Annotated in this window: 20 protein-coding genes; 5 read left to right on the top strand and 15 right to left on the bottom strand. The window is 49.6% G+C overall.

Annotation, left to right across the window (positions count from 1 at the left end; translation table 11 throughout):
• Nucleotides 1-47 precede the first annotated feature (47 nt).
• Both KB559_RS13210 and KB559_RS13215 read right to left on the bottom strand, forming a co-directional pair.
• The gene (locus KB559_RS13210; protein ID WP_211022399.1) at nucleotides 48-1,535 is read right to left on the bottom strand and encodes a stalk domain-containing protein; all 1,488 of its coding nucleotides are present in this window, start codon (nucleotides 1,533-1,535) and stop codon (nucleotides 48-50) included.
• Nucleotides 1,536-1,703: 168 nt separating this feature from the next.
• On the bottom strand, nucleotides 1,704-1,913 hold the full coding sequence (locus KB559_RS13215) for a DUF378 domain-containing protein (protein WP_211022400.1): 210 nt from the start codon (nucleotides 1,911-1,913) through the stop codon (nucleotides 1,704-1,706).
• Nucleotides 1,914-2,131: 218 nt separating this feature from the next.
• On the opposite strand from KB559_RS13215, the gene KB559_RS13220 reads away from it, so the two are divergent.
• The 3 genes from KB559_RS13220 (at nucleotide 2,132) to KB559_RS13230 (ending at nucleotide 7,260) form a co-directional block, all read left to right on the top strand.
• Nucleotides 2,132-3,355, top strand: a complete 1,224-nt coding sequence (locus KB559_RS13220; protein ID WP_211022401.1) for a hypothetical protein — start codon at nucleotides 2,132-2,134, stop codon at nucleotides 3,353-3,355.
• Nucleotides 3,352-6,363: a DEAD/DEAH box helicase gene (locus tag KB559_RS13225; RefSeq protein WP_211022402.1), complete on the top strand. Its 3,012-nt coding sequence runs from the start codon at nucleotides 3,352-3,354 to the stop codon at nucleotides 6,361-6,363. The genes KB559_RS13220 and KB559_RS13225 overlap by 4 nt, the downstream gene beginning before the upstream one ends.
• A gap of 285 nt (nucleotides 6,364-6,648) precedes the next feature.
• Nucleotides 6,649-7,260: a gluzincin family metallopeptidase gene (locus KB559_RS13230; protein WP_211022403.1), complete on the top strand. Its 612-nt coding sequence runs from the start codon at nucleotides 6,649-6,651 to the stop codon at nucleotides 7,258-7,260.
• 124 nt (nucleotides 7,261-7,384) lie between these two features.
• Here KB559_RS13230 and KB559_RS13235 read toward each other — a convergent pair whose 3' ends face one another.
• The 7 genes from KB559_RS13235 to KB559_RS13265 all read right to left on the bottom strand — a co-directional run bounded on the left by KB559_RS13235 (nucleotide 7,385) and on the right by KB559_RS13265 (nucleotide 15,003).
• Entirely contained in the window at nucleotides 7,385-8,242 is an 858-nt protein-coding gene (locus KB559_RS13235; RefSeq protein WP_211022404.1) for a copper amine oxidase N-terminal domain-containing protein, read from the bottom strand.
• Between the two features lie 212 nt (nucleotides 8,243-8,454).
• Entirely contained in the window at nucleotides 8,455-8,616 is a 162-nt protein-coding gene (locus tag KB559_RS13240) for a hypothetical protein (RefSeq protein WP_348772917.1), read from the bottom strand.
• A gap of 59 nt (nucleotides 8,617-8,675) precedes the next feature.
• Entirely contained in the window at nucleotides 8,676-11,465 is a 2,790-nt protein-coding gene (locus tag KB559_RS13245) for a glycoside hydrolase family 3 protein (protein WP_211022406.1), read from the bottom strand.
• 188 nt (nucleotides 11,466-11,653) lie between these two features.
• Entirely contained in the window at nucleotides 11,654-12,154 is a 501-nt protein-coding gene (locus tag KB559_RS13250) for an SRPBCC family protein (RefSeq protein WP_211022407.1), read from the bottom strand.
• A gap of 143 nt (nucleotides 12,155-12,297) precedes the next feature.
• Complete coding sequence (locus KB559_RS13255) at nucleotides 12,298-13,578, bottom strand: MFS transporter (RefSeq protein WP_211022408.1); 1,281 nt, start codon at nucleotides 13,576-13,578, stop codon at nucleotides 12,298-12,300.
• 294 nt (nucleotides 13,579-13,872) lie between these two features.
• Nucleotides 13,873-14,379, bottom strand: a complete 507-nt coding sequence (locus KB559_RS13260) for a hypothetical protein (protein ID WP_211022409.1) — start codon at nucleotides 14,377-14,379, stop codon at nucleotides 13,873-13,875.
• 36 nt (nucleotides 14,380-14,415) lie between these two features.
• Nucleotides 14,416-15,003 carry a hypothetical protein gene (locus KB559_RS13265; RefSeq protein ID WP_211022410.1) on the bottom strand — a complete coding sequence of 196 codons (588 nt, stop codon included), beginning with the start codon at nucleotides 15,001-15,003 and terminating at the stop codon, nucleotides 14,416-14,418.
• A 228-nt stretch (nucleotides 15,004-15,231) separates the two neighbouring features.
• Between KB559_RS13265 and KB559_RS13270 the strand changes: the two genes are divergently transcribed.
• On the top strand, nucleotides 15,232-15,780 hold the full coding sequence (locus KB559_RS13270) for a sigma-70 family RNA polymerase sigma factor (RefSeq protein WP_211022411.1): 549 nt from the start codon (nucleotides 15,232-15,234) through the stop codon (nucleotides 15,778-15,780).
• Entirely contained in the window at nucleotides 15,773-17,065 is a 1,293-nt protein-coding gene (locus KB559_RS13275; protein WP_211022412.1) for a DUF4179 domain-containing protein, read from the top strand. The genes KB559_RS13270 and KB559_RS13275 overlap by 8 nt, the downstream gene beginning before the upstream one ends.
• A gap of 107 nt (nucleotides 17,066-17,172) precedes the next feature.
• Here the strand turns inward: KB559_RS13275 and KB559_RS13280 are convergent, their stop codons facing one another.
• The 6 genes from KB559_RS13280 to KB559_RS13305 all read right to left on the bottom strand — a co-directional run bounded on the left by KB559_RS13280 (nucleotide 17,173) and on the right by KB559_RS13305 (nucleotide 22,544).
• A complete protein-coding gene (locus KB559_RS13280) occupies nucleotides 17,173-17,364 on the bottom strand; it encodes a hypothetical protein (RefSeq protein ID WP_211022413.1) in 192 nt (63 codons plus the stop codon).
• Between the two features lie 84 nt (nucleotides 17,365-17,448).
• Nucleotides 17,449-18,618 carry a copper amine oxidase N-terminal domain-containing protein gene (locus KB559_RS13285; protein WP_211022414.1) on the bottom strand — a complete coding sequence of 390 codons (1,170 nt, stop codon included), beginning with the start codon at nucleotides 18,616-18,618 and terminating at the stop codon, nucleotides 17,449-17,451.
• A gap of 175 nt (nucleotides 18,619-18,793) precedes the next feature.
• Complete coding sequence (gene ahpF, locus KB559_RS13290; RefSeq protein ID WP_211022415.1) at nucleotides 18,794-20,320, bottom strand: alkyl hydroperoxide reductase subunit F; 1,527 nt, start codon at nucleotides 20,318-20,320, stop codon at nucleotides 18,794-18,796.
• A 13-nt stretch (nucleotides 20,321-20,333) separates the two neighbouring features.
• Nucleotides 20,334-20,897 carry an alkyl hydroperoxide reductase subunit C gene (ahpC, locus tag KB559_RS13295; protein WP_211022416.1) on the bottom strand — a complete coding sequence of 188 codons (564 nt, stop codon included), beginning with the start codon at nucleotides 20,895-20,897 and terminating at the stop codon, nucleotides 20,334-20,336.
• A gap of 206 nt (nucleotides 20,898-21,103) precedes the next feature.
• Nucleotides 21,104-21,604, bottom strand: coding sequence for a cupin domain-containing protein (locus tag KB559_RS13300; protein ID WP_211022417.1), 501 nt, complete (start codon nucleotides 21,602-21,604; stop codon nucleotides 21,104-21,106).
• A gap of 466 nt (nucleotides 21,605-22,070) precedes the next feature.
• Nucleotides 22,071-22,544, bottom strand: coding sequence for a DinB family protein (locus tag KB559_RS13305; protein ID WP_211022418.1), 474 nt, complete (start codon nucleotides 22,542-22,544; stop codon nucleotides 22,071-22,073).
• Between the last annotated feature and the right edge of the window lie 148 nt (nucleotides 22,545-22,692).

Raw genomic sequence — 22,692 nt, forward strand, 5'->3', positions numbered from 1 at the left:
AGCCCGGTCCATATTCGGACCGGGCTTGTTGAGACGCTACCCTTGTTTCAGTTTGTATGGATCTCATTAATATCAAAAAACATGATGGCATTATTATTCACAACCACAAGCTCTGTTTCTGAAAGTGGAATCACCTGTGAAGAAGAAATCGTTCCATGATTCATCACAAGCTTGAATTTCATCTTGCCATCCGAAGCATCAAGGGCATGCACCGTGCCGCCTTGCGTGGAAATATAGACCGTTCCATATGAATCCAGCGTTAAAGTCGATGGGAAAAAGCTATATCCCGATTTTTCCTCCATACTCGGCAGGCGATAGACCCAAAGGATCTCCCCGGTATCCGGGTCTATTTTTTGTAGAGTTTTATCGTCTTTGGTTACCTGAAAGGAATCGGTAGGTTCTATGGATACACTTGATACCGATTGAAGTGTGCCATTCACAATACGATAAACCCCGGCATCGTCCAAAACGGTGCCGTTATCGAGCGGAATCAAGCCGGAATGCGATTCCGGGAGCAGCATGATGATTTCCCCTTTGTCATTAAGAACGACCAGATGATCGATATAAGAAATAAAAATTTGATTGGAAGCATTCGTACGAATATTGATGGTTTGTCTAACAGCCGATATGCTTTCCTCCCCTTTTTTCCATTGGGAATGAAGCCACAGACGTTTTCCCTTTTTATCATACGCTGCAAAACCTTCGGTCGTCACTACAAGCAAATTACCCGATCGGTCTAGAACAGCCTGCGTTGGATAAAATACATCCGGGGCGGCTTCGGTATATAACGGAATCCCCTTCCATACAGTACCGGTATCATTACTTTTGATCGTATACCCTTTATTCGTGGCTATTGCCGATATACTAATAGGGGAATTCTCGGCATTTAACGGCCATTCCTTATGTATTTTTCCGTTGTAATCCATCTGTTTGACTGAAGTGAAATTGGTAAATATCAATGCATCGTCCGGAGCAACGAATCCCTCATATTGCTGATAGGGACTGTCATCCTGGAACGACCACTTCAGCTTCATGTTGCCGTTATGCTCAAGGACCGCCGGTTTGCCTCGGTCATTAATTACTGGGAGCTCGGTTTTGACCGCAAGCTTCGGAGTTTCGATCTCGACTACATGCATTTCTGCCTTCCAATCGACGGAAGCCCCCAGCGACTCGCTGATAAAGCGAAGCGGTACGTAAACACTGTTCTTTACGAGTAGGGGCGGCCTGGATAAAAAGATGGGTTGTTTATTCTTGTATGCCGTCGTTTTGCCGATTTGAAGCTCAATCGTCGTGTCTCCTTTTTCTCCGATGATCTTCCCTTCCTTGGGCAAATAAGTCACCTTCGCCTGAAGCGACTCGAAGATCAATCGCATGGGGACATACAAACTTCCATCCCGATTGATCGGGGCCTGATCCGTGTTCAAGTAATTGCCGTCAAGGACGATCCAGTAACTCTCGGAATCGGCGAAAGCCGGACGATGAAGAGACAAAATCAATAAAACTATAAAGACACCTGTCGTTATTCTCCTGATCATATATTTCCTCCTGTGGTATTTTAGGGATTTTTTATTAATTCGATCCCTTGGAAAAAATTCCTTCATTCTTTCCATACCGACACTTGCCCAATGCTGCACAAAAAAAGAGCTTCACCCTTTGGAGGCGGGAAGCTCTTTTATCGTTTTGAAGATCTTGCGCGACGTCTGTTACCGGGCCCGTTCTTGACTTACGTCATTGTAAAATTTGATCGAGTAGATGGCACAAATCCCGACAATAACATAAACGATCCGGGATAATGTGGAGGTTTGCCCACCGAAGATGCCAGCCACCAGGTCATATTCAAAGAGGCCGATCAATAACCAGTTAAGTCCGCCCACAATCAGTAAAGTGAGTGCAATCGCATTTAGTGTTTTCATTTCAGCCACTCCTCAGATAAGAGTTTTTCATTAAAAAAATGCCCTTTTCCATCCAACTTTATACATCCGGTCTTGTGACAAAAAAGGAAACATGGAATTCTGAATCCATCCATTCCACTCCGGATGTGAAGGAGACGCTCTATTTTGATATACTCACAATACAGAAACCTCTATGTAATAGAATTTAAGAAATGAGGAAGAAAATGCGGGGCAATCACATGAACGATAATGAGGGGGCTATTCCGGAACCGTCACTTTCGGAATGGCATGAACTGTTCAATTTATGCGCAAATGCTGTAGATGATAAAACGATTACGGTACGGTATGCAGAAAACGTCTTGAAAGCGATCCGGGGCGTTAAGCCGGAGCTCAAGCCCGGCTTGGGACTTATTTATGATCTGAATGCCGCTCTTTACTGTCTTAAGCTGTTAATTTTACCTGCCAAGTCAACCTCCACTACTTATCATGCCAATTTTATGGGCTATTACAATTCGGTGGCCGTAAAGGAAATGCAAGAGTCCATCGGGCAAATCCTTGGTGAACCACTACCTCTCGGGCCTGAACAACAAGGATGGACTGTTGTCCTGCAAACACTGGACTTTATACGCAATGAAATGCTGAATGCACAGCAGGATCAGATTTTCGGAGAACCTTATTATCAACTCTGGCAAGCCTGGATTGTGCCTAATATAAAAGATAAAAATGTTTTTTTGCGCGAATTGGAGCTATTGGAGCAAGCGGGGAAACAACCCGGTTCAAGTGTGCATCAAAAAGCACTAATTCGGGCCCAATGCTGGATGTACTACCGCTTATCCGATGATCGGATGGCTCTGGAGCTACTCAAACAGGCGCAGGAGAATACGAAGGATTATTATGTTTTCATTCTGAATATTCTGGGCTTAATGCTGATGGAACAAGACTGGACCCGATTATTGGACTGGCTTATTACGGTCGGACCTCTGCTAGAAAGCCGGTACAAAGACGTCATGGACAGTTATGCAGGCTACTGGAGCAAGACGGTAGAACAGCTTCCGGAATGTGAGGAAAGGATGTGGAGCACGCTCAGAGAGATGCTCCCTTATTCGGAGCGTATTTACGAACAGCTTATGATCGAGCTGGGGCAATGGAGGCAGTGGATGGACTTGCAGCTTTCCAATAATGTCGATCCTCTCGCTATTCGTGCAACCGATCTGAAGCCCCTGGAGAAAAATGCTCCTGAGGTATTGCTGCCTTTTTATCATCAGGCTGTAGAGAGATATGTGCTCGAGAAGAATAGAGGCAGCTACAAGAAGGCTGTAAGGCTGTTGAAGCGGCTCTCCAAGCTGTATACCAAAATGAAGCTTACCGCGCGATGGGAGCAATTTATCGACTCCTTTACCGACAAGCACAGTCGTCTTCGTGCTTTACAGGAAGAGCTGAGGAAAGGAAAACTAATACCATGACCCGATTCAAACAAGCTATATCCATCGGTATCCAGTTGAGCGAACATGGGGATGCGTTATTTTTCGGTACGGTAAACGACCGAAATTTCGTATCCGGACTATCTTTGAAGCACCACCTGTTCGCCTGGCACGAGGAGTCTTATTACGGGACGGAGCTGGAAATCTCCCAAATCCAAGATATCGAAATCGTACTGCTCCCGGCCGAGCAGGTCATCCCTTTCCTGGCGAATTGCGAACTGCTCCGGCATATCGACTGGACCTGGCAGCCGCAGGCCCAGCCACTCCGTCAAATAGCTCCCCTGCTGGCCGTCTGTCTGGAGGAGAAAGCCTATATCCCCAGCTATACAGCGGCTAAATCGGGTAAACTGGCGTGGGAATGGGACTTGAGTGCGTCCGCCCAAGCAGAACTGGACGCGATCAACTATGACGAGATAGATCCGGATTTTATAGATAGAGTGCGCGCCGCCTTCTCCGCTTCCGTTTTCTATCGTTATTACGGCACTCAAGAAGCCGCTGCCGATTTGCGCCGGGATTACCCGCTGTTGTTCAGCAAAGAACGCATGTCCGCAGGAAGCGATGAACAGAGCTGGCTTATTGACATCGGCTGGAAGCCGGATACTTCCCCCTTCCGTCCGTTGCTGCAGCTGCTTGAACCCGGAATGGAACCGGAAACCGAATTTGATCCATCGGCTGACGAGGACTGGCGACTTCAGCTTGTACTGCAGGACAAGCTAAATCCTGCGCTGCTCGTGCCCATAAGGCTCGGCACTGACGGCCGATGCTTCGGCACTTGGCCCGAGACGTGGTCAGAATACGTCCGCAGCCTCTCCGCCAATTGGCTGGACCGCTTGCAAGCCTGCCTGCCGGAGGCCTATTTCTCAGCAGCGACTGCCGCCGGCGATGTCTTTGCGGAACCGCTGAACGACCGGGCGGCCTGGCAGTTTCTGACCGAAGACAGCCGGCGGCTGCTGGACGCCGGCTGGCAGGTGCTGCTTCCTTCCTGGTGGGAAGCAGCCAGCCGCACCAAGCCGCGAGTGCGGGCCAAAATCTCAGCGGGTGCCGGCGGCGGCAAATCCGGCGGCGGGGAATCGCTGTTCGGGCTGAATTCGCTCATCGACTTCGATTGGCGGATCGCGATTGGCGATGCCGATCTGACCGAAGCCGAATTCGCCGAGCTGGCGGCCCGCAATGAAAGACTTGTCCGCTTCCGCGGACAATGGATTCCGCTCGACCCCCGGCTGCTCGCACAAATTCGCAAAGCCATGGCACGGGTCGACTCATCGCGGGGAATGTCCTTTCAAGAGGTGCTCCAGCTTCATTTGCTGGGTGGAACCGAAGGTGCGGCAGACCGCCTGAACCCGCTGAGCGGTACGGACGATTTCGCAGGACAAATCCGACTTGAAGTGGAATTGAACAAGCACTTGAACCAGCTCATCCGGCAATTGGGCCAACAATCGGAATTGCCCAAGCCCGAGCTGCCGGCCGGACTGCGGGCGGAGCTGCGTCCTTATCAGCATGAGGGATTCGGCTGGCTTGTCCTGCTGGAGCGTTTCGGCCTCGGGGCCTGCCTCGCCGATGATATGGGACTCGGCAAAACGGTGCAGCTCATCACCTATCTCCTTCACTTAAAGGAGCGGCAAGGCGAAGAATCCGGACAGCCGTCTCTGATCATATGCCCTACCTCTGTGCTGGGGAACTGGCAGAAGGAGCTCAACCGCTTTGCACCATCACTGCGCGTGATGCTCCACTATGGCGGAAGACGTCTGGACGGCGATTCTTTCCGCGAGGCTGCGGACCATGCCGATGTGATCCTCACCTCCTATGCTACCGCCGCGCTGGATCAGGAGTTATTGAAGGAATATGCTTGGGGAACGATTTGTCTGGACGAAGCCCAGAACATTAAAAATGCGCAAACGAAGCAATCCTCCGCCGTCCGCAGTTTTCCGGCCAGACACCGGATTGCGCTCACCGGCACGCCGATCGAGAACCGGCTTTCGGAGCTGTGGTCTATTTACGACTTCATCAGTCCCGGCTTCCTGGGTAGTGCATCGGCTTTTCAACAACATTTTGTTCAAGCCATTGAGAGGGAGCACAATGAACAACGTACGGCCGATCTGCAGAAGCTCATCAAGCCGTTCCTGCTCCGCCGCAAGAAGAGAGACCCGCACATTCAACTTGATCTTCCGGACAAGAACGAGATGAAAATGTACGTGAATCTAACCGCCGAACAAGGGGCCCTCTATGATCAGACGGTAAATCAATTGATGGAACGCATGCAGAAGCTGGAGGGAATCGAGCGCAAGGGAGCTATTTTAGCAGCGCTCACTCAATTAAAGCAGCTTTGCGACCATCCTGTGTTGATGACCAAGGAGCCCATCCCTTCGCCGGAAGATTCCTCGAAGGACGGAAAGGATTTGGAGGCGCTCATCAGCCGTTCCTCCAAGCTGGAGCGTTTGCTGGAAATGGTCAAGGAATTGCGGGAAGAAGGAGAACAGTGCCTTATTTTTACGCAGTATGTAGGGATGGGACAGATGATGCAGCGAGTGCTTGAGCAGGTACTCCAAGAGCCTGTTCTCTATCTGAACGGCAGTACGCCGAAATCCGCCCGGGATAAAATGATCGAGCAGTTCCAAGCGCCGATTGAGACGGGAAGCGCCCAGGCCGGCACCAAAAAGCCGTGCGTCTTCGTTCTTTCCTTGAAAGCCGGCGGTGTCGGCCTGAACCTCACGGCGGCCAATCACGTGTTCCACTTTGACCGCTGGTGGAATCCGGCAGTAGAGAACCAGGCGACCGACCGGGCTTACCGCATCGGGCAAACCCGCGACGTACAGGTGCATAAATTTATTTCGCTGGGCACGCTTGAAGAACGCATCGATGAAATGCTGGAAAGCAAGCAGCAGCTCAGCGACAACGTCATCGCAAGCTCCGAGGGCTGGATCACCGAGCTTTCGACCGAGGAGCTGAGGGACCTGTTTTCACTCCGGAAAGAGTGGGTCGGCCAAGATTAGGGAGGGCTCTGTGAGAACTCCCGGCTTTCCTCTTCCCTTTTCTACCTCACCACGAAACTATTCAATACTATTTACCAAAGAAGTAAAATCAAGTATGTTCATATAGAACAGTTTTAACGGGGGTGTTATATGAGATATAAAGGAGCAGCCTTGGGTGTCCTATTGCTATTAGGAATTTCAGCGTTTTTCCTCTTCCCTAAAAATACTCACAAAGATCTGATCCTCATCCAAGAGACGGAGCACGGCCTTTTTTACAGCCCTACTAACGATTCCGAAACCACTCAGATGATCGACATTTTAGCCCTCGAATTCGACGCACACTACACGCGCCTGTCAACGATGTTCCATTTTGAATCGGAACGCAAACTCCCTGTTCATGTGTACCCGGATTACGAAGCATTCCGTAAAATGATCGGCCGCGATACGGAAGGCACCTATGATGCAAGAGACAAAACGATTAAAGTGTACACTCCGGTGAACCTCGAAAATCCGAATACCCGAAAAGCTTTTACCGATCAAATTACGCATGAACTCGTTCACGCTGTCATCCAGCAGGTCAACCCGAAGGTCGGGCGTACAAAGTGGCTTGATGAGGGGACCGCCTATTATGCGTCCAATCAATTTGAAGCCGAGTTTGAATCTAAGCTCCTGTTCGGTTCCGCCTTTTTAGATTTTCCGGATCTGGAGCAGTTTCAGCGGTCTGACTATTTCAATAAGGCTGGGGGAGCAGCCTACTTTTACAGCGGCACCTTGATCGATTACATCATTGATGAATACGGGATAGACGCGCTTAATGAAATCATCCGCAAACCTAATCGAATGGAGAAAATTCTGAATACGTCTCTCGAAGAATTGTATGCTGAGTGGAAATCCCGGCTGCAGAATCCAGAAGACTAACGGCTTCAAGGACTCTTCCCACATAAAAGACTCCTTAAGAAAAAGCCGGAATCCTGGGATCCCGGCTTTTCTTAAATTATAGAACGCAACCATTGCCGATTGTACGTCCAGATTACCTCAAATGCTATTCGCTCTCCACGTACTTAATGCCGTCGCCCTGAAAAAACTTGTCTTTGTATGAATACTCAATTTCTAGTTGGCCGGATGAAAGCGCCGGAGAGAACCATAAAGGTATAATCGCGTACAGTTTATCATTTCGAACCTCGTACCGGAAATATTGACCATATGCCGGGCTTTCATACCAATAAGGCTTGTCGGACTTAAAATCCTCTTCTGGAATACCATGCGGAATGGCCAGCTCTTTATGATCAATCTGGATGCTGGCCCCCTCTTTCGTAACTTTTCCCGGCACGACATGTTTTAAAGTATAGGTTTGCCAGTCCTCCAGAGGGATCTCCGAGAATTCCTCACTATCGAAAATATATGCATTTTCCTCTTTAAATCCTGTTCCGTAACCCGTCGTTAAAATGATCAATAATTCGTCCTTGCCGTCCTGATTCAGATCCTGAAGATAAACCTGAGGGGCATAGGATGGATTGCCGACATTATACCAGAAAGGAAAGTTGCGGGTTATCTCACCAAGGGTTATCCGCATTCCCCAGTATCCGCCGTCCGATTTTTTACCCCATATTTTGACCTTCTGAGTTCCCTTCACATATTCGGTCAATAGGTCTTCCCGATCAACGATATTGACCTCTGACTTCTGAGCATTCCATTGAACCTCTTTACCCAGAGCCTCGGCTGTCGTTCTTATGGGGACCATAACCCTTCCGTTCACGAAGCTTGGAGCTTCCTTCGAGCCGATCTTAGATCCGTTTACCAGCAAAGTGATGGGATTCTGAGCAAATACGGTGGCCGCTGTGCCGACGAGTATACCTGTAGTAAGTGTGAGGATAAGCGTTAGCTTTTTGTTCTTTTTCATAGACACAATTTCTCCTGGTAGGGGATATTTGGTGATTTTGCTATTTACCTCTACCTATTATACATCGATTTAGGGCGTGCGATAGGAAAATACCATATAAATCACCCTTCTAAAAGTCTTAATCTAATAAGAAAAGCACCGACCAAGGTCAGTGCTTCTCGATATTAACTTAACCATCCGGTAAAAGAACAACAGGAACTGCCTGCCCAATCTTACTTCCGGCGGCGGCCCTTCGTCATACGGTTATAGGTCACCAACGCCGCAATAATCATGGCGACAAACCCGATATCGCCCGCCAAGCCGCGCTCTAGTCCGAACAAAATGCAGAGGTTCGTCACCAGCGTATTCGTCAATAACGCAGTTGCAATCAACAAAACCGGTCGCCAAACATTATATCCTCTCAAATGTACTACCCCTTCGCTTAGGTATTCTTCTAGGACAATTTGAACTCGATCCAGCCGATTTGCAAGCCCGGTTTGACGAAATCAAGCGTCAGCTCGTAGAGACCCGCTTCCAGCTCGACTTTTACGAGCCGTTGCCGGAACCATTTGCCTTCGGTCCCGTTCGTTTGGACGGTAGTCATTAATTGGCCGTTCAGCATGATATTGCAAGCGCTCTGAGCCAAGTAGTCGTCCGGGGACATCATGTTCACCGTAATCCAATATTGACCTGCTACGTCTGCCCGAATGAACGTCGATCCATTAGCAACCGGTTCAACCTGTGCTTGACGGGACAGCTCTTGCACCTGTGCCGGCTCGGAAGAAAGACTTGCCGCCTTGAATTGCTGAACCGTTGCATGAAGAACCTGCTTTCTGGAGAATACAGGTGCATTCATGAGGAACCGGCAAATATTCATCGCGTTCCGCTGCAGTTCACCACGGGTCAGAGTTCCGTTCTCGAGAGACGCCAGCGTATTGTCGTCATATGCGTTGATTTCTGCGCCGTAATTGCTGACAACCATGTAGAGATCGTTTTGGGCACGAACCATGAAGTTCGTAAACTTCCGGTCGGCCGGACCTCCATTAGCGACATCATTCATTACAGCCCACCAGTCGGTCATGACGATGCCATCAAAGCCCCATTCCCCGCGCAGAATGGTGGTGTTGAGGTCATAGTTCGATGCGGACCAGTGCCCGTTGATCGGATTGTAAGCCGTCATGATCGAATTGGCTCCGCCTTGCTTAACCGCCATTTCAAAGCCCTTCAGATAAATTTCCCGCAGCGCGCGCTCGGATACGACCGAATCCACTTTACTGCGGTATTTCTCCTGGTTATTGCAGGCGAAGTGCTTCAACGTAGCGTTAGAGCCGCCCTTCATGATGCCGCGCGTACAAGCCGACGCGAATACACCGGTAACCAACGGGTCTTCGGAGAAGTATTCGAAGTTCCGTCCGTTCAGAGGACTGCGCCGGATATTAAGACCCGGTCCGAGCAAGGTGTCGATCTCGTTTCTGAGCAGTTCTTTGCCTTCCAGGACGTAAAGCTCTTCAACGAGCTCCACATTCCAGGTAGCAGCCAGCAAGGTGCCTATAGCAACTTGAGTTGCCTTCTCTCCGCTGTCCATCCGGATGCCGGACGGACCGTCCGCCGTACAACCAACCGGAATTCCGTAGTTGAACAGCCGGTCGCTGACACCGCCAAAAGCCGAAGCCGTACCGGAGGTGACAAGCGGGCTGACCATTCCCTCGCCCCGCACGAGTACCGCCAAATCATGATCGCTGAGTTGAGCGATAAAGGTCTCCAGGCTGACTTTTCCGTCCGAAACATCCCGCAGCGTATAACCTTGATCCCCGGTTTGTTCCAAGGTCTTTGGAAGACGGCTTTGAATCCGGTCCGCCAACGAGATCTTGCGTGTCGGAACCTCTTCATAAGTGAGCTCGTACGAACCGTCCGCCTTTTGCGTACCCGGTCTCATCCGGGAGTAGCTCTCGATCGGTGCTAGCGCTTCTTCCATCTGCTCCACGACTTCCAGCGACTCCACATGGTACCCGCTTTGTCCATCCACGCCGATCTGCACCAGGTCCTTCACACTACCGCCTACATAGAGATGATAAACTCCGGCTTCCAGCACAAAGGCGGAACGATGCCCCGTTACGCCGCCGTCATCGTAAGAAGCCAAAGAACGTACCGGGAAGCTTAGCGTAAGGCGCTGCGATTCACCCGGCTGAAGCTCGTTCGTCTTGCCGAAAGCGGCGAGAACTTTGGACGGCTTGCCCAGTTTGCCTTGCGGTGCTTCCACATACACCTGAACGACCTCTTTACCGGAGAACCGGGTCCCGGTATTTTGCACGTTTACGCCGATTTCCAAATACGCTTCCCCTTCCCGGGAGACCACTTTAGCCTCTTCGGAATCGAGCTTAAACTGCGTATATGAAAGACCGAAACCGAATTCGAAATGAACCCGATCCGGGCAGAAAGTTTCGAAATACCGGTATCCTACATAAATATCTTCCTGGTATAAGTTCTTGAACTCATTGCCGTAATTCCGTGTCGACGGATAATCCTCAATGGAATAAGCGATCGTATCGGTTAATTTCCCGCTCGGCGTCACTTCTCCAACAAGCACATCCGCAATTGCGTTGCCGCCCTCCATACCGCCATGCCAAGCATAAATCACGCTCGAAATCGGATTCGCATATCCTGCGTCGTCCAACCAGCTCATATCGATAATGTTGGAAACATTCAAAACAACGATCGTTTGTTCAAAATAGGAAGTTACCATGCTCAGCATAGCCTTCTCATCATCCGTTAAACGATAGCTTCCCGGCGCATCGGCATTATCCTGATCTTCGCCCGCGGTGCGTCCGATGACGATGATCGCCTTGTCCGATTGGCGCCGGGCCGATTGCACCAGTTCTTCGGTCAAAGGCATCTCCTTCTGATGCCATGGTTCGGCAGCCCAGCCGCCTCCGCCGTTGTCGAACGGATTTTGCTCAATCCATTTTTCATAGACAGCCGCTACGTCTTCGTTGACCTTAATCTGCTCTTTGCTCCGGAGTCCGTCAAGCAGGTTCGTGGTGTAGGCCACATGGACGCTTCCGCCCGATCCTGTACCGCTCCGGTAATAGTTGACCTGGGTCCGGCCAAAAATTACAACGTTTTCTTGATTTTGAAGCGGAAGAACTTGTCCGTCATTTTTCAACAACACGGCACCTTCGGCAGCTACTTTTCTGCTGAACTCGGCAAAGCCTTCTAATGGAATTCCCAGTTTCTTTGTAGTCAATTTGTTCTCTCCTTATGTCGTTAAAAACGTTTTTGTCGTTATATATTAAGTTACCTTATCTCTATTGAAAATTCCAATCTTTTTGAGGGTATTCTCGTTTTTTTGTAAACGCTGCCTTATAAAAAAAACGCCATGTTCCCGGAAAACAACCGGTTCATGCCGTTTCATCAGCTTATACTCCTATGCATTCATTCCTGTGAATCTCCGATCGCCGAAATGGCCTCGCGATAATCTGCATACCGTTCTTCCCATTCTGCTTTGCGGGACGGGAAGTCGCGCAAAGCCAACAAGGCGGCAATAACGTCGAGGCAAACATGCCAGCCTGCCAAATCCCGCGGCGTATGGTCGGTAATCCTTGTTATCTTCTCAATGAGAAGAAGCCGGCAGCCCTCCGCCGTAGGGAACAGTTCAAAACGGACGCGGTCCTGGTCCCAAGTATATTCCAACACGTTATAGGGTTTAACCTCCAGAAGGGTCATCTCCTCGAAGCTACCGTTTCCCATATCAAACTTGATCGCTCCGCCTTCGACCAGTTCATCCACGCTTAGTTCCGGGAACCATTGCTTCAGCTTGTCATTTTCCGTTAAGAAAGACCATACCTGCTCGGCGGGATGCTTCAAGCTGCGCTCAAAAGTTGCGGTATACCCCTGCTGACCGTGACCTGCTTTTTGGATAGTTGCTATGTTCATGGATTGGATTCAGCTCCTTATTTCCTGTGGACTGCGACGATTCCTCGAGTTTTAGTATACATTCCGCGCCCCCATAATTGAAACCAGGAGTGAACCCTTGCGGCAGTTGCAGATTCCTTAGTTTCGAAGCTGTGGTGGGTGGGTTACTTCTTGAAATTGAATTTCGCACTATAAGACAAAACGACAGAGATGGCGAGAAGACAAATCGGAACGATGCTGATAAGCACCCGGAAGGTCAACTCCGGCGCGGGTCCCGGATTGTCGCCGCTCTCATAGCCGAGTATCATGCCGACCACAAAAAAGGCCAGCGCAGAGATCAGACCGCTCGAACGCGTAATAAACCCGGCCACCGCGGTATAAATTCCTTCTCTTCTTAACCCTGTTCTTTCCGCATCCTCATCGATGATCCGGCCGCTCACGATCGGCGGAGTCACCAGGAAGCCGGCCAATCCGAAGCCCGCCGCGACACCGGCCGCAATTCCGCTGGCCAAATCGTATCCGAACCAGAGCGGAATCATTGAAAGGCCATAAACGACGAGGGATAAGCGCCAAGCCTTGACCCCGTTCATTCTGCGGATGATCCAATACCAGACGAAGATCAACGGAATTACCGATACGAACACGGCGGCCAGCAAAATCGAAACTTGCGCCTCGCTGATATGCAGCACGTATTTTGCGTAAAAAGGAATCATCGAGCTGAGCAGTCCATTGACCGTCTGGGCAAAGGAGTTCGAAATATTGAACACCCAAAACTTCCTGTTCTTCACCGTCGCCTTGAACGCGGGGATTAGCTTCAATGGCTCCCCTTGGCTGGCATCCGGCTGCTCCCGGACGCTCAGTACCCAGACGGACATCGCTACCCCGAAGACGCAGGCATACAACACCGCCATCATCGAGAAGTTTAGGGCGGCATAAATGAGGGGCGTTACCGCCGTCGCAATCAACAACGCAACAATCTGATAACCTTGCTCCACGGCCGAAGCCTTGGCGCGAATGCGGTCCCCGCGGAACAATTCCGGAAATAGAGCGCCGTAGTTTACCCACAGCACGGTTGCAACCGTCTCGTACAGAATCAGCGTAACCAGAAACCAGACGAACAGCCCATTCTCCGTCAATCCGCCGGGAGGTGAGAAGACGAGCACGAAAAACAGCATAAACAGCGGAATCGCACCCATAACCCAGGGCCTGCGCCGCCCGAATCTCGTCTTTGTCCGGTCCGACCAGTAACCGAAGATCGGATTATTCACGGCATCCCAGATCAGGAAGATCGTACGGGCCAGGGTCGCCAGGCCGATGCCGAGCCCCAGCTTTTCCACATAGTAATAGCTGTAAAACGAACTGAAGGCCTGGCTGGGCACCATCATCGCAAACATGCCTAGCGCAAATGCGTACGGGGCATTGATCCATCTGTTCTTCTTGTTCATAGAATCCCTCCCGATCGATAAAATAGCGGAACTTCAGACTTCCGCGGCATTTCGTTAGGCATTCTAGTATATTCTTTGGGGTTGTGAACAAGATCATTTTTCCATAGTAAACGATAGAAAAATTCTACCAACAGGGCAGGCGGCTGCTTGCTGCTGGCGGAACTGTTCTTTAAGTTAAAGTATGGCCTTGGACAGAGGGGTGCTTGGACCAATGGACAGGGGGTTGCTTCCTCCTCCCGACAAATTAACTGGATAAAATATAGTTATTATTCATTGGGGCTTGCCTTGCCCAAATTACTTATTCAGTCCCCCCACTACTTCGATGTCGTAGATGCTCCACTTCTCTGTACCAGCACCCGAGTCCTTGGCAAGGCTGAAGATCGTTTGCTTCTTGGTCCCTTCTGCCCCCGTCTCTACCAAAGTAACTATGGCGTCGCTTCCGGTTTCCTCCACTTCGAAATAAGCATCTTCGCCGTCCAACTCCAGTTGCAGATTGCCTACTGTCCCGTAGTCCACTTCAAGCACGGGCCGTTCACCGCTCGCCTCGCGGAATTGACAAAGTTCGTCAAGACGCTCTTCCACATTCGGCGGCAGTCGGTCGTCTATAATGCTTAATGCCAAAAACTCCATTACGGCCGCTTTTGGAGTAGATGGGTATTCCAACAGTTCCACCGAGGTATCGGTTTGTACAAACTCGCCTTGCTCCAACGTGAAATAGCGGGTAACCCCGTAATAAAAGACATCATAGCTGCCCCGGCGCTGTTCATAGCCATCAAACTTTCCGTCCTCATCGTCGTCCATCAGCATATCCTCGCCCGAACCGCTCGCAGAGGCGCTTTAGGCCAAATTCTCCAAAGTATCGCCCGAAATTCCAACCAACCCAAAGCCGGTCATACTGACCCAATTCGTGAGTCCCAGGTAAATGACCTTCTCCTCCCGGTCTTCCAACTGGACGAGCCGGATTTCATTGATGCCGTATCCGCCGCTATTCAGACTATCTCCAATCTGATGTATCTTTCCGCCCTGATTTCGTAAAACGTAAATCTCGTTGAACTCAATATCCTCTTCACTTTCATTTTCCGCTATCTCAGCATCTCCAAATGCTGCTATCGCTTCTTCGTTCCCATCCAAATCTATATCTTCCTGTTGAAAATAGATTAGTGAGAGATCGCCTCCTAACCCTTTCTCTTTTAAATAATTTTTAAATAACATAGCAGTGTCCTGAGGTTCGGATGACTCTGCCTTTTCCGCAAGCTCACCGCCCCCCGCCGAAGCGGTCTCCGCAGCCATTTCGCCGTCACCCTCCGCATTAATCCCGTTCCCTGCCGGGGTCACGGCGGATGAATTCCTTTCTGCGGCTTTGCTGCAGCCCGCCAGAAGCATAACCAAGGCCAAAGCATAGACGATAAGCCTGAGTTTTTTCATATAAACCTCCCTGGATTCTGTCCCATGTCTGTTCAGGCAGGATAGCCTTGTCCCTCCGGTATCTATCCTCATTCCCTATTTGTCCTATATTCTACAGCCTTTTGGGTGTTTCCTCCATACATGCGCACGGGTTGGTGGCAAGGAAAAGGAGAATCAGGCAAAATATTATTTATAGCAAATGAACTTTTCCTTAGGGTTACGACTCTTATAGGGGAGAGAGGTGGAGCCATGAATGCCGTCAGGCAAATTAAACAAGCAAAAAGGGGAAATAAAGATGCCTTGCTGCAGCTGATTCTCGCCGATAAAGACGCTTACTACCGGCTGGCTCTCGCCTATACGGGAAATGAGCATGACGCGATGGATGCGATGGAGGAAATGATCGTCCTGCTGTATGAGCGGATTCATCAGCTACGGAATGAGGATGCATTTTATAGCTGGAGTAAGACTGTCCTGGTCAATGTATGCAAAGCTCAGCTTCGTAAACGGCAACGGCTTGTTCTGCTGGAGGATTTGCAGACTGCGGATGGAGCGGACCCTAGCGGTCCCCCCCTTACGAGCGACCCTTACCAGAACAGCGATCGACAGATGGATCTTCAGGAGCTGATGCAGCAATTAAACGAACCGCAAAAAGAAGCGATCCAATTGAAATATTTTCACGATCTGGATTATAGGGCGATAGCCGAGGTGATGGAGGTTCCGGTGGGAACCGTGAAATCAAGGATTTTTCAGGGACTGAAGAAGCTGAGAGAACTGTATGGAGGTGAAGCCGATGAATAAGATCGAGGAACGGTTGGCGGAGGAGAAAAAGAGGATCGACTCCATTACAGCCCCGGAAGACCTGGAGATGAGGCTCCGAAAAGCGCTGGACAAAGCCCCATCTCGAAGTAAAAGGCGGGTTCCGCCCATTTGGAAAGCTGCGGCGGCCGTCTTGCTTTTTATCGTTATTCTCAGCTTCAACTTCCCTGCCTTTGCTTATTACGGCAAACAACTGCTCGGGTTCGACGGGTTAATTAATGGCACGCTGCAAGAGCTCAACGATCAAGGAAAAGGACAAACGATTGAAAAAAGGATGACCCTTGAGGACGGAACCCTGCTCACCATTGATGGACTCATGACGGATGCGAACCAATTGATCCTGTTTTACACCTTGTCCAATCCTCAGGGAGTATCGGAGGCGGATGCAACTGGAATCTTCAGCCCGGCCAAAATCACCGGTTTTCTGACGGATTCCTTCGTGGAATCGGGTGTCTCCCAAATGAATGACGAGCATACCGAGATAAAGGGTACGTATACTTTCGAACCCGTCAGTCCGTTCGCCAAAAAATTAACGTTGCATTTCCGCCAGCAGCCGTCATTTGGAACGGTAAAGGACAGTGAAATGACTTTTGCCTATGATCCCAACAAAGCCATGCAAACCGAGGTCAAGCAGCGCATTCGCAAGACACTGGAAGTCGACAAGGGTACGATTACCTTTCAGACAATTACGGCTACTCCTACGATGACGATGATCAAGGGAACGCTGAACATCGACAACTTCGATCGGATTCGAAACTCCCTGGACGGAATTGAATTGATAGCAAACGGACAACCGGTAGATCAAGTCGGCAGCGGCCGTCAATCTTCCTATGGGGGAATGAAATTTGATATCCGCTACGATGCACTTCCTCAGGACTTGAAATCTTTGAAGCTGGTTATAAAAGAGTTCGTCGGGTACCGGAAGCTGGACCTCAAGATCCCTCTTCCTTCCCCCGCCGATCAACCGGTGTTGCTGGAAGACAAGGAACTGTGGATTAAAAAGGTGTCATCAACCTCGCGCGGTATCGAGATCACGATTGCTACCGAAGAGGACGTGATGCTGGACGGCGTATTCATCCAGGCGAACGGAGAGAATATCCCGCTGAATACGACCTTGAATCAACACGATACCAAGTTGCCGGACGGAACCATTCTGAAGGAGCGCACCCTGTTGTTCGATGCCTCCGTTCAACCGGAGCAGTTAATCATCAAAGGAATGCATTACATGAAGCCTTTCAATATAAACATCAAAATCCCTGTGGACTAGACCTTCACACAAAACAAGGAGCTGCTCAAAGGAGCAGCTCCTTGTTCAATTAAAACCACGTTAAAGGCCACCGAGTTGGGCGGCTAGGAGTTTTTTTTCAAATCTCCTTACCGTTCCGCGCCTGTGTCGGTCTTGTCATCGAGAATGGACTCAGCATACTCCATCGTATCCGTGGTAGTTTCTTCAATCAATCCGTTATCCAGAGTCACATTGCCGCCCCCCAGGCCTTCGTTGATCATTCTGTCTATGTCCAGGAAGCGCTCTTCTCTTCCATCCTGCTGATCTTTGTTTTCTGCCATCTCTGCATCCACTCCTCCAAATTAATCCGAACCATATAAGTAAGTTTGCCCGGATTGGAAGGCCTCATTCCAGAGCGGAGGCGGCTAACTGCCAAAGTAGGTATAAATAAATGAAAATTCATCAAAGCCAAGGCTGAGATCGACCTTATAATCCAGCTTGAATGTTACGGCAGTGTCCGGATTGTCCGTACTCCTGCGGAAGCTTCCGTTCACCACTAAATGAGTCCAGCCCTCCGTTGGGGCAACTATAATAAGCTGCTCTAAATTATTAGCTGGTATCCGAAATCCGTTTAACGCCCCTTCGGCAGTCTGTACATATTTTGACGTAGTGACCACATTGCTACCCGTTTCTCCGAATGCAAACCGTTTCGGTGTGTTGTTTTTTTGCTGCTCTGCCTGATTGCTTGCTTTGCAAGCTTCGTTTTCAGTGAAAATAGGTACTCTTGTAATAGTGCCTTGCGAAGAACTGTTGTCTATTACAACTCGACTCGTCACTTCCGTACAGTCCTGCAAATTTACAGTGGGCAGTGGCTCTCTTTCTTTTTGATAAATAGACACTAGCTTCTTGTTCCCCGGCTCAAAGGACACCTCATAGTCTTGATCCCCATCATTATGGAAAGTCAGATAACTGTATAGTTTACCGTTCTTAAAACCATAGTGTGCCACATTCAATGTTAAGTCTTGATCAGGGAGATATAAGGTTTTTGAGCGTGTCTCTTCGTTCAATTTCAAAGTCGTACTGATTTCCGGAGGAAGTACCGGCCATTGCTCCTCCTCGCTTGTGTTGGTTAATGCGTTTGCTTGTGTTATAGGGAGCGATTTAATATTTACCGAGTAAGTTACTTGGTTCCAGGTGACCTCGTTACCAAGGGCTTGACTAATGAACCGAAGCGGCACCCATTGCCTTTGCTGGTAGGTTATGTGGGGAGCAGTGGAAACCTCAATTCCGTTGATCACCATTTTCCCCTTATCAACCATATATTCAATGTTACGCTCTCCTTTTGTTGACTTAATTATCCTCTGGCTGCTATCCCAGCTGACCGTGGCACCTTGAGCCTCAAAAACAGCTCTTAACGGTACGTACACAATTCCATCCCGAGCCAATGGATTCTGCTCCAAATGGATCTGCTGGCCGTTTAAATAGACTGTTACTTGACGTTCTTCGGCCTTTATAAGGCTAGCCGGGAACAGAGTTAGGATGATAAGCGCGATAAATAAAGCGAGCCCGCGGGCAGAAGTACTTTTCTTACGCAACGAGGCAGCCACCTTTCCAGGTACATGTAATTTCAATAAATTCCATATGTATCCTTATTCAACATCACTTCTCAAAATCCTATTGCTTGAAGATTGAAGAATGAACCATCTAATGGGAATAAAAAAGATGACCCCTGTGCAATACAGGGATCATCTCTTATGGTGCTGTTTATTTTTATTGACGAATCATATAATCGAAGGCACCCAATGCAGCGGTGGCACCCGATCCCATCGAAATGATGATTTGCTTGTAAGGACTGTTCGTGCAATCGCCGGCGGCAAATACGCCCGGAAGCGTGGTTGCGCCATGGTTGTCCACGATAATTTCGCCCATACGCGTACGTTCTACCGTACCCTCCAGCCAATCGGTATTAGGAACGAGGCCGATTTGTACAAATACGCCTTGCAGCTCGACATGCTGCGTTGTTCCGGTTTCCCGTTCGATGTAATCGATACCGTCCACTTTATTAGTTCCGGTGATTTCTTTGACTTGAGCGTTCTTAATCACCGTTGTGTTCGGCAGGCTGTTCAAGCGGTCTTGAAGCACGGAATCGGCTTTCAGTTCAGGCATGAATTCGAACACGGTAACATGAGCCGCAACACCGGCAAGGTCGATTGCCGCTTCTATGCCGGAATTACCACCGCCGATAACGGCAACGTGTTTACCGGCAAACAAAGGACCATCGCAATGCGGGCAGTAAGCAACGCCCTTGTTCTTGAATTCGGCTTCACCCGGAACGCCCAGATTACGCCAGCGAGCCCCGGTGGAAACGATGACCGTCTTACTCTTGAGCACAGCCCCGTTTTCCAGCTCGACCTCGATGAGATCTTTCTTCTCCAAGCGTTTCACGCGTTGAGCCTTCATGATATCGATATTGTATTCCTTGGCATGCTCTTCAAGGCTTGCGGCAAGCTTAGGACCTTCCGTGTACTTCACACTGATGAAGTTCTCGATGCCCAAGGTATCGTTGACCTGTCCGCCGAAGCGCTCAGCAACGATCCCTGTCCGGATGCCTTTGCGCGCGGAATAAATCGCTGCGCTCGCACCGGCAGGTCCGCCCCCGACAACCAATACTTCAAAAGGCTCCTTGCCCTCAAACTCGGAAGCGTCGGACGTTCCCAGTTTGGCAAGAATATCGTCCACGGTCATTCGGCCGCTTTCGAAAAATTCGCCGTTCAGGTGAACGGTCGGCACTGCCATGATTTCTTTGCTCTCCACTTCGGACTTGAACGCCGCTCCGTCGATCATCGTATGCGTGATGTTCGGATTCAGAACGCTCATCATGTTCAGGGCCTGCACAACGTCAGGACAGTTGTGGCAAGACAGGCTGACATAAGTTTCGAATTGGAATTCGCCTTTGATTCCCTTAATGCGGTCGATGACGCTTTGTTCCGCCTTTGGAGCTCTTCCGCTGACTTGAAGCAAAGCCAATACCAGGGAAGTAAATTCGTGTCCGAGCGGCACTCCGGCAAAAGTGATGCCGGTGTCCTCACCCGGACGATTTACGCTAAAGCTTGGTGTTCTAGGTAAAGATGCCTGCTCTACCGTAATGCGGGAAGACATGCTGGCCAGTTCGTTGACCAAATCCGTCATTTCTTCCGATACGGAATCGGAGCCGGTACTGACCTTCAGCAGAACATCGCCTTCCATAAGCTCAAGGTATTGTGCCAGCTGGTTTTTTATGTCTGCATCCAGTTTCATTGTATTCTCTCCCTTAAATTTTACCTACAAGATCCAGGCTCGGTTTCAAAGTTTCGGAGCCTTCTTTCCATTTAGCCGGGCAAACTTCGCCTGGATGATTACGTACGTATTGAGCAGCTTTGAGCTTGTCCACCAATGTGCTTGCATCGCGGCCGATGCCGCCAGCAGTGATTTCAACAGTTTGAATCACGCCGTCCGGATCGATGATGAACGTTCCGCGGTCAGCAACGCCTTCTTCTTCAATCAACACGTCAAAGTTGCGGGAGATCGCATGAGAAGGATCGCCAATCATGATGTACTCTACTTTGCCGATGGCTTCGGAGCTGTCATGCCAAGCTTTGTGCACGAAGTGGGAATCCGTGGATACCGAATACACTTCGCAGCCCATTCCTTTCAAAGTCTCGTACTGATTTTGCAAATCTTCAAGCTCGGTTGGGCAAACAAAGGTGAAGTCGGCCGGATAGAAACATACGACGCTCCATTTTCCTTTCAAGTCTGCTTCTGTTACCTCGATGAAACTTCCGTTGTGAAATGCAGATGCTTTAAATGGGAGTACCTCTTTACCAATCAGTGACATATGAACCTACCTCCAAAATATTATTTTAATGGGTTAATCTCTTGTTTATATTAATTATTATATGAGAACCCTTCTCAATGTTCAAGACTGTTCATAAACTCTTCATCTTTCTGTGGGTGAAAACGCTTATAACTTTAGTTATCACTGTATCCTATACTAAAAGCTATGATTTCTCTCACAACCAACATTTATTCTCGAAGAAAAATTTATTTAACCCATTTATGCAATAACGGCCCCTCTTCTCCGAACACCGGATCTTTATCCGGGACAGGTACATTCCTAACTTCGGCGATCGCTTGCGTGCGCTCCTCCGGCCTGCGTTCCCGCAAATTAGGTGATTTTCCTTCCGGATAAGCGCCTGCCACTGCAAAGTCCGGGCTGCTTGCCAGCTTCTTGTGTGCGGTTCCTGCCGGCAGCACGATGACATCTCCGGTTTGCAGTTCTAGCCGCTCCCCCGCCTCGCCGCCAATCAGAACGGTCGCTACTCCGGATTTAACGCCAAGCACCTCATGCGTGTTGGTGTGGTAATGGTGGTAGTCATAGATGCCACCGGTCCAACTGCCGCTCCACCCATGGCGCTGAAATGCCTCTTCCATCCCGTCCGGGTTATCCTTGAATACGCCCAGGTACACAATTACCGGCAATTCGGAGTTATTCGGGACCTCCCCATCGTCCTTAACAAAAAAAGATCTGACTATCCGTTCCATGATCGTCAACTCCCTTTCCCTCGTTGGTGTACTCGTAGTACCAGTACCCTTCGAGCGCAAGGGTTAAACCCAAACCGAAATGATAGGATGACATAAAGAAAAAAGCCCCCGTCAAGGCGGCTTCTATGTTCTATATATTAATTTTATCTGCGGCGGCAGCGGTGGCAGCAACGGCAGCGGCAATTGCATCCGTGGCGTAATTTTTTTCTTCCTTTTGTCCGACGTTTTCGCGGTCCCGAAGGCCCCTGTTCCGCTGGACGTTCTCTATTCTTGTCAGGGCAGGTGGTTTGCTGCTCGTTGCTAGTTTCTTGATTATCGCAGGGAACGAGCCTTCCCCATGAATCGATCCTGTACTTGTACATCATCACCCCTCCTTTGATTCATTGTATTCCAGGGAAGGAGGAGTGCTTGGACCAATGGACAGGGGAGTATGTCCGCAAAACTATTTATATAGCGATAAAAGGCATCATTCCACAGCGGGTGCAGATTCCGCTGCCGCAATGATGCGCCGCATACAATTCAGATGATGTTCTTCTTCTCTCAGATGAAATGTGAACATCCCCCGCACATACTTAACCCGCAAGAACGGCTGGGCCACGAGATCATTCAGCTTTCCGTCCGAAGCAGTAATAATCTCGTCCACCTGGCTTCTCAGCCTGGATACAATCTCCTCGTAGGCCGGCGGCTCTTCTGTCCAAGCACTCGGCCTGCTTCCTTTAGGAAAAATAAAATGATATTTCTGCGGTATTCTCCTAGATTCATTGATTTTAGGGAAAATGCCATGGTCCCAGGCCACCAGAATATGGCCCAAATTCCACCGGATGCTGTTGTTAAACCCGGATGGAACGATATCGATCAAATCGGGCGAAACGGACTCCGCCAAAGAAAGGGTCTGTTCCCGGAGTTCCCGAAACTGCCTGAAGAACTTGCTTTCATTCATCATAATTTCCTCCCGTCATTTCAAAGATTGTGCCCCATATCATCGTAAGGTACATATTCCCTCTAATAAGAGGGAATTCCTCCAAAATAATAGAATCATGAACCGTTATAGCGGGTTTTGATGTCTGGAGTCCAGGCTTACACTTACC

Source organism: Paenibacillus sp. Marseille-P2973 (assembly GCF_018101095.1).
In the GTDB taxonomy this organism is placed as follows: Bacteria; Bacillota; Bacilli; order Paenibacillales; family Paenibacillaceae; genus Fontibacillus; species Fontibacillus vini.